At 71.7% G+C, this 12,830-nt stretch carries 12 protein-coding genes and 2 pseudogenes; 2 read left to right on the forward strand and 12 right to left on the reverse strand.

Going from position 1 to position 12,830, the window contains the following annotated elements; translation table 11 throughout:
• Positions 1–93: 93 nt before the first annotated feature.
• The 5 genes and pseudogenes from VJR25_RS06260 to VJR25_RS06280 form a co-directional block, all read right to left on the reverse strand.
• A complete protein-coding gene (locus VJR25_RS06260; RefSeq protein ID WP_324113657.1) occupies positions 94–924 on the reverse strand; it encodes an SURF1 family protein in 831 nt (276 codons plus the stop codon).
• Positions 921–2,039, reverse strand: coding sequence for a GuaB3 family IMP dehydrogenase-related protein (locus VJR25_RS06265; RefSeq protein ID WP_324113693.1), 1,119 nt, complete (start codon positions 2,037–2,039; stop codon positions 921–923). The genes VJR25_RS06260 and VJR25_RS06265 overlap by 4 nt, the downstream gene beginning before the upstream one ends.
• Before the next feature lie 62 nt (positions 2,040–2,101).
• Positions 2,102–2,380 (reverse strand): DUF2277 domain-containing protein, encoded by a 279-nt coding sequence (locus VJR25_RS06270; protein ID WP_324113659.1) that lies wholly within the window; start codon positions 2,378–2,380, stop codon positions 2,102–2,104.
• 129 nt (positions 2,381–2,509) lie between these two features.
• A pseudogene (locus VJR25_RS06275) lies at positions 2,510–3,971 on the reverse strand (ATP-binding cassette domain-containing protein).
• Positions 3,972–4,038: 67 nt separating this feature from the next.
• Entirely contained in the window at positions 4,039–4,665 is a 627-nt protein-coding gene (locus VJR25_RS06280; RefSeq protein ID WP_324113661.1) for a TetR/AcrR family transcriptional regulator, read from the reverse strand.
• 81 nt (positions 4,666–4,746) lie between these two features.
• On the opposite strand from VJR25_RS06280, the gene VJR25_RS06285 reads away from it, so the two are divergent.
• Positions 4,747–6,210, forward strand: a complete 1,464-nt coding sequence (locus VJR25_RS06285; RefSeq protein WP_324113663.1) for a DHA2 family efflux MFS transporter permease subunit — start codon at positions 4,747–4,749, stop codon at positions 6,208–6,210.
• Positions 6,211–6,330: 120 nt separating this feature from the next.
• Here the strand turns inward: VJR25_RS06285 and guaB are convergent, their stop codons facing one another.
• The 3 genes from guaB to groES form a co-directional block, all read right to left on the reverse strand.
• A complete protein-coding gene (gene guaB / locus VJR25_RS06290; RefSeq protein ID WP_324113665.1) occupies positions 6,331–7,833 on the reverse strand; it encodes an IMP dehydrogenase in 1,503 nt (500 codons plus the stop codon).
• A gap of 81 nt (positions 7,834–7,914) precedes the next feature.
• Entirely contained in the window at positions 7,915–8,859 is a 945-nt protein-coding gene (rarD, locus tag VJR25_RS06295; RefSeq protein WP_414683742.1) for an EamA family transporter RarD, read from the reverse strand.
• 185 nt (positions 8,860–9,044) lie between these two features.
• On the reverse strand, positions 9,045–9,341 hold the full coding sequence (groES, locus tag VJR25_RS06300; RefSeq protein ID WP_017203655.1) for a co-chaperone GroES: 297 nt from the start codon (positions 9,339–9,341) through the stop codon (positions 9,045–9,047).
• Between the two features lie 142 nt (positions 9,342–9,483).
• On the opposite strand from groES, the gene VJR25_RS06305 reads away from it, so the two are divergent.
• Complete coding sequence (locus tag VJR25_RS06305; RefSeq protein ID WP_324113687.1) at positions 9,484–10,671, forward strand: class I SAM-dependent methyltransferase; 1,188 nt, start codon at positions 9,484–9,486, stop codon at positions 10,669–10,671.
• A gap of 9 nt (positions 10,672–10,680) precedes the next feature.
• Here VJR25_RS06305 and VJR25_RS06310 read toward each other — a convergent pair whose 3' ends face one another.
• The 4 genes and pseudogenes from VJR25_RS06310 to VJR25_RS06325 form a co-directional block, all read right to left on the reverse strand.
• Positions 10,681–10,995 (reverse strand): hypothetical protein, encoded by a 315-nt coding sequence (locus tag VJR25_RS06310; RefSeq protein ID WP_324113689.1) that lies wholly within the window; start codon positions 10,993–10,995, stop codon positions 10,681–10,683.
• Positions 10,992–12,053, reverse strand: coding sequence for a tRNA (adenosine(37)-N6)-threonylcarbamoyltransferase complex transferase subunit TsaD (gene tsaD, locus VJR25_RS06315; RefSeq protein WP_324113691.1), 1,062 nt, complete (start codon positions 12,051–12,053; stop codon positions 10,992–10,994). The genes VJR25_RS06310 and tsaD overlap by 4 nt, the downstream gene beginning before the upstream one ends.
• Entirely contained in the window at positions 12,050–12,547 is a 498-nt protein-coding gene (gene rimI, locus VJR25_RS06320) for a ribosomal protein S18-alanine N-acetyltransferase (protein ID WP_324113698.1), read from the reverse strand. Before rimI ends, tsaD begins: the two co-directional genes overlap by 4 nt.
• A 47-nt stretch (positions 12,548–12,594) precedes the next feature.
• Positions 12,595–12,830, reverse strand: a pseudogene (locus tag VJR25_RS06325) (tRNA (adenosine(37)-N6)-threonylcarbamoyltransferase complex dimerization subunit type 1 TsaB); the annotation flags it as partial.

Genomic DNA, 12,830 nt, shown 5'->3' on the forward strand with positions numbered 1-12,830 from the left:
CCGGTGATGATCGAGCACACCTGGTAGAACTTCAGGGCGCCGCGGATGGCGGGGAACGTCGCCAGTTTGGGGGCAAGAGCCATGGGCTCCATTCTACGTGGGGGCGCCTGAGAGCTCCTCGCACTCCTTCTCCCATGCGTCCTTCGCCAGGCGGTACCACATGTAGAAGGCGAAGCCCGCGAACACGGCCCACTCCACCGCGTAGAACAGGTTCAGCCAGTTGACGCCGTTCTCGGCGGGCGGCGGCGCGGAGATCGTGGCGAGGCCCGCCTCCGCCTGGTCGCTCAGCAGGTAGGGGCGGTACACCTCGAGGCCGGCGATGTCGTGCCAGCGGCTGAGCAGCGCCGCAGGCGACATGACGGTCAGCTCGAGCGGGTCACCGGACGGCGGCACCACGGGCCCCTCGTCGGCGACGAGGCGCCCCGTCACGGTGACGGCCACGCGCACGGGCTGGCGAGCCTGGGCGTCCAGGGCGGCGATGGCCTCGGTCGCCTTGGCCTTGCTCGGAGCCCAGCCGATCGCGACGGCGATCGACGTGGGCTTGGCGGTGCCGGCCACGCGCAGCTGCCCGGTCACCCAGTAGCCTTCGGCGCCCTCGTTCAGGCGCTGCGAGATGGCGATGAAGTCGCCGGGCAGGTAGAAGCCGCTCACCGACACCCGCTGGCCGACGAGCGCGCCGTCGAGGTACTGGCCGGGCTTCACGACCTGGTCGATGGGCTTGACCACCTCGAGCTGCGCCGGGACGGTGTTCCCCGTCGCGAGGGCACGGCCCAGCTGCCACTGGCCGAGCCACGCGAACACGCCCGCGACGACAACGAAGAGCGCCAGCATCCCGATCCACCTCGGGCGGACCATGACCTCGCGCAGCGTCGGCGGGAAGACCTCCGGGATCGCCTCGTCGGGTACGGAGCCGGGCGAGCTCATTTGCCGGAGTACGGTGCGACGACGACCTCGACCCGCTGGAACTCCTTGAGGTCGGAGTATCCGGTCGTCGCCATCGACTTCTTCAGCGCGCCGATGAGGTTCGCGGTGCCGTCCGCGACCTGGGCGGGACCGAACAGCACCTGCTCGAGCGGCCCGACCTGGTCGACCTTCACGCGGCGGCCGCGCGGGAGCTTGGCGTGGTGCGCCTCGTCTCCCCAGTGGAAGCCGCGGCCGGGCGCGTCGGTGGCGCGGGAGAGCGCGACCCCGAGCATGACGGCATCCGCACCCATCGCGATGGCCTTGACGATGTCGCCGGACGTGCCCACGCCGCCGTCGGCGATCACGTGCACGTAGCGCCCGCCCGACTCGTCGAGGTAGTCGCGGCGCGCGCCGGCGACGTCGGCGACGGCGGTCGCCATCGGCGCGTGGACGCCGAGCGTCGCGCGGGTGGTGGATGCCGCGCCCCCGCCGAATCCGACGAGCACGCCGGCGGCTCCCGTGCGCATGAGGTGCAGGGCGGCGGTGTAGGTGCTGGCGCCGCCGACGATCACCGGGACGTCGAGGTCGTAGATGAACTTCTTGAGGTTCAGGGGCTCGGCGACCGACGAGACGTGCTCGGCGGACACCGTGGTGCCGCGGATCACGAACAGGTCGACGCCGGCGGCGACGACGGTCTCGTACAGCTCCTGCGTGCGCTGCGGGGTGAGCGCGCCGGCGACGGTGACTCCGGCGGCGCGGATCTCGGCGAGGCGGTCGCGCACGAGCTCGGGCTTGATCGGCTCGGAGTACAGCTCCTGCAGGCGGCTGATCGCGCTGCGACCGGGCAGATCGGCGATCTCGGCGAACAGCGGCTCGGGGTCGTCGTACCGGGTCCACAGGCCCTCGAGGTCGAGCACGCCGAGGCCGCCGAGCTCGCCGAGACGGATGGCGCTCGCCGGGCTCATCACCGAGTCCATCGGCGCGCCGATGATCGGGGTGTCGAAGTGGAAGGCGTCGATCGACCAGGCCGTGGAGACATCCGCGGGGTTGCGCGTGCGTCGCGACGGCACCACCGCGATGTCGTCGAACGAGTATGCCCGCCGGGCGCGCTTGGCGCGGCCGAGTTCGATGTCCATGCTCACGGGATCAGCCTACCGGTCGGGTCTGTGCGCACCCCGGCGGAGGGCGCCCGGCAGCGTCACGCGGCGGCGTACCGCCCGGACCGGACCGCGCGGGCGCGGGCCTTCGCGGCCTCCTCCTCGCGGTTCTTCGGCGGCGCGGCGGTCACCAGGTCGTCGAGCAGGTGCTGGGTGATGTGCGCGATCTCGGCGACGGCGCGGTCGAAGGCCTCCTCGTTGGCCTTCGACGGCTTCGTCGTCCCGGCGATCTTGCGCACGTACTGCAGGGCCGCCGCGTGCACTTCTTCAGACGTCGCGGCCGGCTCGAAGTTGTGGAGGGTGTGGATGTTGCGGCACATGCCCCGACCCTACGCCGCCTCCCCGGCATCCGGGGCCCCGTGTGGGCATCGAGACCGGTCGTTCACCACGAAACAGACCCGCGCCGACGTCGTCTCGTCGGCGCGGGCTCGTCTCACCGCGGGAAGCGGTCAGCGGGTGCGGGCGACGCGGGACTCGTCCCACACCGGGGTGTCCGACTCGTACACCCGGCCGTCGGCGCCGAACACCAGGAACCGGTCGAACGAGCGGGCGAACCAGCGGTCGTGGGTGACGGCGAGCACCGTGCCCTCGAAGCGGGCGAGTGCCAGCTCGAGGGCCTCCGCCGAGACCAGGTCGAGGTTGTCGGTGGGTCTGCGCGAACCAGCCGGGTACGACTCGTGCGTCGAGCATCACGCGTCCGTCGTGCGGCACGGGGTCGAGCCCGCTGCCCACCGTGGTCGTGTGGCCGAGCAGCGGATCCGGGTCGGTTCCCCCGGCGGCGAGCAGCCGCAGGAAGTGGGACTTGCCCGAGCCGTTGGAGCCGAGCACGGCGACGCGGTCGCCGAACCACACCTCGAGGTCGAACGGCTTCATGAGCCCGAGGAGCTCCAGGGCATCGGCGACCACCACCCGCTTGCCCGTGCGGGACCCGCGCAGCCGCAGCTGCAGCTCCTGCTCGCGCGGGCGCTCCTGCGGCGGGCCGGCATCCTCGAACCGGCGCAGGCGCGTCTGCGCGGCCCGGTAGCGGGAGGCGAACTCGTCGCTGGCCGCCGCCTTCACCCGCAGCGTCGCGACGAGCGTCTTGAGCTTCGCGTGCTGCTCGTCCCACCGGCGGCGCAGTTCGTCGAGCCGCTCCATGCGGTCTTCGCGGGCCTGGAGGTATGTGCGGAACCCGCCGCCGTGCACCCATGCCGAGCTGCCGGCACCGCCCACCTCGAGCGTCACGATCCGGTCCGCGGCCCGCGCCAGCAGCTCCCGGTCGTGCGACACCAGCAGCACCGTCTTCGCTGTCGCCTGCAGCCGCTCCTCCAGCCAGCGCTTGGCGGGCACGTCGAGGTAGTTGTCGGGTTCGTCGAGCAGCAGCACCTCGTCGGGACCGCGCAGCAGCGCCTCCAGCGCGAGCCGCTTCTGCTCGCCGCCGGACAGGGTCTCGAGCTCCCGCCGGCGCGCCCGCTCGTACGGCACCCCGAGCGCCGCCGTGGTGCAGGCATCCCACACCGGCTCGTGCTCGTACCCGCCGGCATCCGCGTAGTCGGCCAGCGCCGACGCGTATCGCATCTGGCGGTCGGTGTCGTCGTGCTCGATGAGGGCGGCCTCGGCGGCATCCAGCTCCGCGGCCGCCTGCCGCACACGGCCGGGCGCGACCGACACCAGCAGGTCGTGCACCGTCTGGCCCGGGCGGGAGTGGCCGACGAACTGGTCCATGACGCCGAGTCCGCCGTCGATCGAGATGACCCCGCCATCCGGAGCCTGCTCGCCGCGGATCATGCGCAGGAGCGTCGTCTTGCCCGCGCCGTTCGCGCCGATGAGCGCCGTGGTCGAGCCTTCGCCCACCCGGAACGAGACGTCGTCGAGCAGGGGGCGGCCGTCCGGCAGCGCGAACGAGACGGATGCCACGTCGATGTACCCCACGGTGGGCGTCCTTCCGCCCCGGCGTCGGGCGCGGAGCCGATCAGACTATCAGGCGCCCGCGCCGGGCTCACCAGGGGTCGACGCTGCGCGGGATGACGTCGAGCACATTGGGCAGCTCGGTCGGGAAGCAGGAGCGGAACATCTCGGTGACGCTGTCGTCGTCGCCGTAGTCGTCCACCAGACGCAGGCCGATCATGGTGTTGATCAGCATCCCCTCGGCGAGGAACGAGCGCGCCTTGTCGGCGTCGAACCCGGCTTCGTCGCGGAAGAACCGCCACACCTTGGCGAAGCCGCGCCGCGCGGCCGGCCCGATGACCGGGTGGCTGCCGAGCAGGTACGCGTGCGACATCGTCTGGTGGAGCCCGCGCACCCGCAGCAGCTCGACGTACGCGGTGCCGATGCGCTTCTCGACGGGGGTGCCGTCGTCGTCCGCGAGCGCCGCGCGGAACGCGCGCAGCAGCACCTCGGTCGCCTCGCCGAGCGCCTCGAGGAACAGGGTCTCCTTGGATCCGAACAGCCGCACCACGTACGGCTGGCTGACGCCGGCCGCCTTGGCCACCTGGTCGGTGGTCGTGCCGACGTAGCCGCGTGCGCCGAACACGGCGAGCGCGGCACTCAGGATCTGCTCGCGACGCTCCTCCGAGCTCAGGCGCTTGGCGGGGTCGACGGTGACCGGGGAACTCATGCTTGACATGTTATCAGTCGATTACTACATTCGATCCCAGCGAAGTAATCATTCGATTACTACCATCACGGATTCCTCTCAGGAGCGACGATGACCACCATCCACGCGGCGCCGGATGCCGCACTCCGGCGCACACCCCCGACTCCCCGCCGCCGGCCGTTCGCCCTCGTCGTCGCCGCGGCATCCCTGCCGATGTTCATGGCGACGCTCGACAACCTCGTCATGACGAACGCCCTGCCGGTGCTGCACGACAAGCTCGGCGCGTCGGTGGAGCAGCTGCAGTGGTTCGTGAACGCGTACACGCTGACGTTCGCGAGCGCGATCCTGCTGCTGTCCGCGCTCGGCGACCGCTTCGGGCGCCGGACGGTGTTCCTGCTCGGCATCGGGGTGTTCACGGCCGGGTCGATCTTCGCCGCGCTGAGCACCGACCCCGGACAGCTGATCGCGGCCCGCGCCGTGCAGGGCTTCGGCGGCGCGGCCGTGATGCCGCTGTCGCTGGCGCTGCTCACCGGTGCGGTGTCGCCGCAGCGGCGGCCGCTCGCCATCGGCATCTGGGGCGGGGTGTCCGGCTTGGGTGTCGCCGCCGGCCCGCTCATCGGCGGCGCCATCATGAGCGGCTGGAGCTGGCAGGCCATCTTCTGGGTCAACGTGCCGGTGGCCGTCGTGGCGATCCCGCTCGCACTCTACGGACTGCGCAACGACTTCGGCGCCCGGGCGCGCATCGACGTGCTCGGCACGCTGCTCGTCGGTGCCGGCGTGCTGGCGCTCGTGCACGCGATCGTGCGCGGAAACGACGACGGCTGGGACAGCCTCGGGGTCGTCGCCGAGCTCGTCGCCGGCGGCATCCTCGTGCTCGCCTTCGTGCTGTGGGAGTGGCGCACCCGCGCCCCGCTGATGCCGCTGCGCCTGTTCCGGGACCGCTCGTTCACCGTGACGAACGTCGTCGGCTTCGGGTTCTCGTTCGGCGCGATGGGGGCCGTCTTCATCCTCATCCAGTACATGCAGGTCGTCCAGGGCGCGACGCCGTTCGAGGCGGCCCTCCGCACCACGCCGTGGACCATGGCGCCGATGATCGTCGCGCCGCTGGCCGGCATCGTGGCGCCGCGGGTCGGCACCCGCATCCTGATGCTGACCGGCCTGCTGCTGCAGGGCGGCGCGCTGACGTGGCTCGCGCTGCAGATGTCGGTGACGACGCCGTACGCGGACATGGTGGCGCCGTTCATCATGGCGGGCGTCGGAATGGGTCTCGTGTTCGCCCCATCGGCGACGGCCCTGCTCGCGACGCTGGGGCTCGCGGATCATGCCAAGGCGTCCGGAGTGAACTCGACGCTTCGCGAGATCGGCATCGCGCTCGGCACCGCGGTGCTCACCGCCGTGTTCCTCGGCGCGGGCGGGCAGCTGATGCCGGCCCCGTACGTGACGGCCGCGCAGCCCGCCGTGCTCACCGGCGCGGGCGTGCTGTTCGCCACCGCGGCGGTGGCCCTGTGGCTCCCCGCCGGCCGCAGCGCCGCGCAGGCTGCCGCGCCGCGTGCCGTCGCCTCCCGCGAACCCTGACCGAAACACGCGAACCCTGACCGAAAGACGCCGTTTCCGGCTCTTCCGGTCAGGGTTCGCGTATTCGGATGAGGGTTCGCGGGAGGAGGGCCCGGCGGACCGGCGGGGCGGACCGGCGGACTACTTCTTGTAGTTGGGGGCCTCGACGATGATCTGCACGTCGTGCGGGTGGGACTCCTTGAGCCCGGCCGGGGTGATGCGCACGAACCTGCCGCGCTGCTTGAGCTCGTCGATCGTGCGGGCGCCGACGTAGAACATCGACTGGCGCAGGCCCCCGACCAGCTGGTACGCGACGGCGGAGACCGGGCCGCGGTAGGCGACCTGGCCCTCGATGCCCTCGGGGATCAGCTTGTCGTCGCTGGGCACATCGGCCTGGAAGTAGCGGTCCTTCGAGTACGACGTCTTCTTGCCGCGGGTCTGCAGCGCCCCGAGCGAGCCCATGCCGCGGTACATCTTGTACTGCTTGCCGCCCTGGAAGACGACCTCGCCCGGCGACTCGTCGGTGCCGGCGAGGAGGGATCCGAGCATGACGGTGTCGGCGCCGGCGACGAGCGCCTTCGCGATGTCGCCCGAGTACTGCAGGCCGCCGTCGGCGATCACCGGCACGCCGGCCTCGCGCGCGGCGAGGGATGCCTCGTACACCGCGGTCACCTGCGGCACGCCGACGCCGGCGACGATGCGCGTGGTGCAGATGGAGCCCGGGCCGACGCCGACCTTCACGGCATCCACGCCTGCGTCGATGAGCGCCTGCGCGCCCTCGCGGGTGGCGACGTTGCCGCCGATGATGTCGATGTGCGCGAAGCTCGGGTCGGCCTTGAGGCGCTTGACGATGTCGATGACGCCGGCCGACTGGCCGTTGGCGGTGTCGACGACGAGCACGTCCACCCCGGCGTCGCGCAGCGCCTCGGCGCGCTGCCACGCGTCGCCGAAGAAGCCGATGGCCGCGCCGACGCGCAGGCGCCCGTGGTCGTCCTTGGTCGCGAGGGGGTACTTCTCGCTCTTGTCGAAGTCCTTGATGGTGATGAGGCCGGCCAGGCGCCCCTCGTCGTCGAGCAGCGGCAGCTTCTCGACGCGGTGCTTGGCGAAGAGGGCGATGACGTCCTCGGCGGCGATGCCCACCTTGCCGGTGACGATGTTCTCGCTGGTCATGACGTCGCGCACCAGCGTGGTCTGGCGGGCGGTGCCCGACACGAACCGCATGTCGCGGTTGGTGATGATGCCGACCAGGCGACCCTCGTCGTCGACGACCGGCAGACCCGAGATGCGGTACTGGCCGCACAGTGCGTCGACCTCATCGATGGTGGCGTCCGCGGTGGTGGTGATCGGGTCGGTGATCATGCCCGACTCGCTGCGCTTGACGCGGTCGACCATCGACGCCTGGTCTTCGATGGAGAGGTTGCGGTGCAGGATGCCGATGCCGCCCTCACGCGCGATGGCCACGGCCATGCGGGTCTCGGTCACCGTGTCCATGGCGCTGGAGAGCAGCGGGGTGGCCACCGTGATGCGCCGGGTCAGGCGCGACGAGGTGTCGGCCTCTGACGGGATGACGTCGGTGTGGCCGGGAAGCAGCAGCACATCGTCATAGGTGAGGCCGGTGAAGCCGAACGGATCGGGCTGGTTCATGCATCTCTCCAAGTGCTCGTGGCACAGTGCGACGGGGCGGTCGTCAAGGGGGCGGGTCCGAGAACTCCAGACTTGACGAGTTTAAGCGCCGCGCACCTTGGAAGATTCCCGATGACGGGCGGCGCGCAGCGAGTCCACGGTCAGCACGATGAGCGCCACCCACACCAGGGCGAAGCCGATCCACTGCGAGAACACCATGGGCTCATGCAGGAAGACCAGGCCCACGATGAACTGCAGGATCGGCGTGATGAACTGCAGCAGGCCCACGACGGTGAGCGGGATGCGGCGGGCTCCGCCGGCGAACAGGAGCAGCGGCACCGCGGTGACGACACCCGCCAACAGCACCAGGACGGTGTGCAGCGGGCCGGTGGCCCCGAGGGTCAGACCGTTCGTGGCGCCGACCACGATCAATTCGACCGCGGCGACCGGCAGCAGCCAGAACGACTCCAGCGTGAGGCCGCTGACGGCATCCACGTCGGTGCCGATGCGCTTCTTGACGAGGCCATACAGTCCGAACGATGCGGCCAGGATCAGCGCGATCCACGGCACCGTGCCGTATGCGATGACGATCACGACGACGGCAACCCCGGCGATCCCGATCGCGACCCACTGGGTGACGCCGATCCGCTCGCGCAGCACGAGCACCCCGAGCAGGACGGTCACGATCGGGTTGATGAAGTAGCCGAGGCTCGCCTCGATGACGTGCCCGGTGAGGGTCCCGACGAGGTAGGTCTGCCAGTTGACGTAGATGACGACGCCCGCCAGGGCCGTCCATGCCATGAGCCGGGGCTGCTTCACGATCGCCCAGAGCTTGGGCCACGTGCGCATGACGGTGAGCAGGACCAGGCAGAAGACGAACGACAGTGCGATCCGCCACGCCACCACCTCCCACGGGCCCGTGGGCTCGAGCGCGAGGAAGTAGAGCGGGAACAGTCCCCACAGCAGATACGCGCCGAGCGTGGACAGGATGCCGACAGTGCGGTCCCGCTCACTGCGTGCGGTGGCGACGGGGCCGGTGCCGAGCACCTCGGTGCCGTCCGGGACCGCTGCAGACCGCGGGTCAGAGGCGCCGGACAGGGGATTCACCGCACCAGCCTACGCTCGGCACCGGTGCCGGCCGGCGGTCCACGAGGCGACCCGTGGCATGCAGAAGGGGCCGGATGCCGAAGCATCCGACCCCTTCCGGAACGCTGGTTCCTGAGCCCGTCGGGTCAGCGGACGACGACCGCCAGGACGTCGCGAGCCGACAGCACGAGGAACTCGTCGGCGCCGAACTTGACCTCGGTGCCGCCGTACTTGCTGTACAGCACGCGGTCGCCGACGGCGACGTCGAGCGGCACACGGTTGCCGTTGTCGTCGATGCGGCCGGGGCCCACGGCCACGACCTCGCCCTCCTGGGGCTTCTCCTTGGCGGTGTCGGGGATGACCAGGCCACTCGCGGTGGTCTGCTCGGCCTCGACCTGCTTGATGACGATGCGGTCCTCGAGCGGCTTGATGGAAACCGACACGGTCTACCTCTTTCGTTGGTGAGATTGAAGACTCGTTAGCACTCTGCATAGGCGAGTGCTGATCCCAGTGTAGGCAACCGGCTGGCACTCATGCAACGCGAGTGCCAACCGGCGTCATGCGGCGCAGACCTAGGCTGGACGGATGGATGCCGCAGAGCTCGACGCCCTCCTCACGCCCGAGGCCCTGCGGCTGCTCGACGACCTGCCCGCGCTGCAGTCGACCGGGGAGGTCGCGCGTGCCGTGTCGCAGCTGCGGGCGGCCGGCCACTCCCCCGACCTGGTGTCGGCGGTCGTCGGGCAGGCCCGCCTGCGGGTGCGGGCGCAGGCGAAGTTCGGGCCGTTCGCGGAGCGGATGCTGTTCACCCGCGCCGGCCTCGAACAGGCGACCCGGCTGTCGATCGCCGCACGGCATGCGGGACGCCTGCGGGATGCCGGCATCGCGTCGGTCGCGGACCTCGGCTGCGGCATCGGCGGCGACGCGCTCGGCTTCGCCGGGCTCGGGCTGCGCGTGCGCGCCGTCGACGCCGACCCGATCACCGCGGCGCTCGCGGCCTACAACCTCGCCCCGTTCGGCTCCGACGTGACGGTCGCGAACGCACGCGCGGAGGACACGCCGCTCGACGGGATCGACGCGGTGTGGCTCGACCCCGCCCGCCGCACGGCGGGACACACCGAGACGGAGCGAGTGCGGGCATCCGACTACACGCCCTCGCTCGACTGGTGCTTCGCCCTCGCCGAGCGCCTGCCGGTCGGGATCAAGCTCGGGCCGGCGTTCGACCGGGACCTCATCCCCGACGACGTCGAAGCGCAGTGGATCAGCGCGGACGGCTCGACGATCGAGTGCGTGCTCTGGTCGGGGCGCCTCGCCCGCGACGGCGTGCGCCGGGCCGCTCTCGTGACGCGCGGGCAGGAGGCCGTCGAGCTGACCGCCGCAGCCGACGCCGACGACGAGCCGGTGCGCGGACTCGGAGCGTTCCTGCACGAGCCAGCCGGTGCGGTGATCCGCGCCCGGCTGATCGGCGACGTGGCCCGCTCGCTCGACGCCGGGATGCTGGCGCCGGGCATCGCGTATCTCACCGGGGACCGCGAGGCCACGTCTCCGTTCGCGGCATCCTTCCGCGTGCGCGAGGTGCTGCCGGCCGACGTGAAGGCGCTCGGCTCGGCGCTGCGGGCCCGGGGCGTCGGGACGCTGGAGATCAAGAAGCGCGGGGTGGATGTCGACCCCGCCGTGCTGCGCACCAAGCTCAAGCTGCGCGGCGACGAGTCCGCGACGCTCATCGTGACCCGCGTCGCAGGCAAGCGCCTCGCGATCCTCTGCGACCGGATCTGAGCGGCGGAGCTACCGGCCGGCGGCCGTGAGGGTGGCGGCGTAGATGAGCCAGCCGGCACTGTAGACGACCGAGAGCACACCCAGCACGAGCGCCCACACGGCGACGACGCGGCTCTCCCAGGGGCGGCGCAGTGCGACGATCGCGACCACGATCGCGGCGAGACCCAGCGGGAAGCCCCAGCCCACGAAGAACGAGACCACGAGCCCCAGCAGCGCGAGCACGAGCGCCCACACGGCCAGGCGTGTCCGCGCGGCGACGGGCGGGTGCACCTCGAGCGGCTCCGGGATCGGCAGCGGCTGCGGCTGCTCGGCGGGGTCGGTCATGCGGAGGCCACCTGGATCTCGGTGACCGGCAGCGTGGAGTCCGCACCGAACTCCAGCGTCGACGGCCCGCGGCCGGACGAGATGAGCTCCGCCGCGAGGGCGGCGATCATCGCCCCGTTGTCGGTGCACAGCTTCAGGTCCGGGATGCGCACGGTGACCCCGGCCGCCCGGGCGCGCTCGAGGGCCACGTCGCGCAGGCGGCGGTTCGCGATCACGCCGCCGCCGAGCAGCAGGCGCGGCACGTCGTACCGGGCGCAGGCATCCAGCGCCTTGGTGACCAGCACGTCGACGACGGCCTCGCGGAAGGATGCCGCGACATCCGCGATCGGCACCTGCTCGCCGGCGGCCTCGCGCTGCTCGATCCACCGTGCGACCGCGGTCTTCAGGCCGGAGAACGAGAAGTCGTAGCGGTGCTCGTCCATGTCGGACGCGCGGGACAGCCCGCGCGGGAACCGGATCGCCGCCGGGTCGCCGGTCGCGGCGGCGCGGTCGATCTGCGGACCGCCCGGATAGGGCAGGCCCAGGATGCGGGCGACCTTGTCGAACGCCTCGCCGGCGGCGTCGTCCATGGTCTCCCCGAGCAGTTCGACATCGGTGGTGAGGTCGCGCACGAGCAGCAGCGACGTGTGCCCGCCGGAGACGAGCAGCGCCACGGTCGGGTACTCGAGCGGGCCGGATTCGGGATCGAGGATGTCGGCGGCGATGTGCCCGACCAGGTGGTTGACCGCGTACAGCGGCTTGCCGAGCGACACCGCGAGCGCCTTCGCCGCGCCGACGCCCACCATGAGCGCTCCGGCCAGCCCCGGACCCGAGGTGACGGCGACGGCATCCAGATCGGCCAGGCTCACCTGCGCTTCGGCGAGCGCGGCCTCGATCGAGGGCTGCAGCTCCTCGAGGTGGGCGCGCGCGGCGACCTCGGGCACGACGCCGCCATAGCGGGCGTGCTCGTCCATGGAGCTGGCGATGGTGTTGGTCAGCAGGGTGCGGCCGCGCACGATGCCGATGCCGGTCTCGTCGCAGCTGGTCTCGATGCCGAGCACCAGGGGTTCGGCGGTCACGGTGCTTCCTCCGGGTGGGACGTTGTGCCGGGCGGATCGTCGCGGCGGGCGCCGATCGGGCCGGGCCCCGGCGAATCCCCCTGTACAACGTGCCGCAGATCGAGGCGCATCACGATCGCGTCGACGCCATCCGGGCGGTAGTAGCGGGGGCGGCGGCCGATCTCGACGAACCCGGTGCGCACGTACAGGTTCTGGGCGACCGGGTTGTCGGCGCGCACCTCGAGGAACACCTCGCGGGCGCCGCGGGCGGATGCCTCCTCGAGCAGCGTGGTCAGCAGCGCGCGGCCGGCGCCGCGGCCCCGGAACGCCTCGGCGATCGCGATCGTCTGGATGTCGGCGTCCTTCGCACCGGCGAGGGCCCGCACGCCGCCGTAGCCGACGAGCGCACCGTCATCCTCGAGCACGAAGTAGCGGCCGTACGGTGAAACCAACTCGTCGTGCATCATGTCCTCCGACCAGGCGTCGGTCGGGAACGAGGCGCGCTCGAGCGCCATGATCGCGTCGAGGTCGGCGCGCGTGGCGGGGCGGATGACGGGCGCCGTCACCTCACCACCTGCTTGGGCGGCGTGACGTCGGGCGCGCGCAGGTAGAGCGGCTCGTGCGGGCCGACGGTGCGGCCGGCGGCGAGCGCCCGGGCGGCGACCACGGCGAGCATCGCGGCGGAGACCACGATGACGTCGAGCCGCGCGGCGCCGTGCGCGGCGAGCCGCGCGTCGAGGTCGTCGCGGTGCGCGAGGGCGGGTTCGGTGGCGCGCAGTGGGAGCCCGTCGTCGTCGA

The sequence above is a fragment of the Microbacterium sp. genome, assembly GCF_035277845.1.
Lineage (GTDB): Bacteria > Actinomycetota > Actinomycetes > Actinomycetales > Microbacteriaceae > Microbacterium.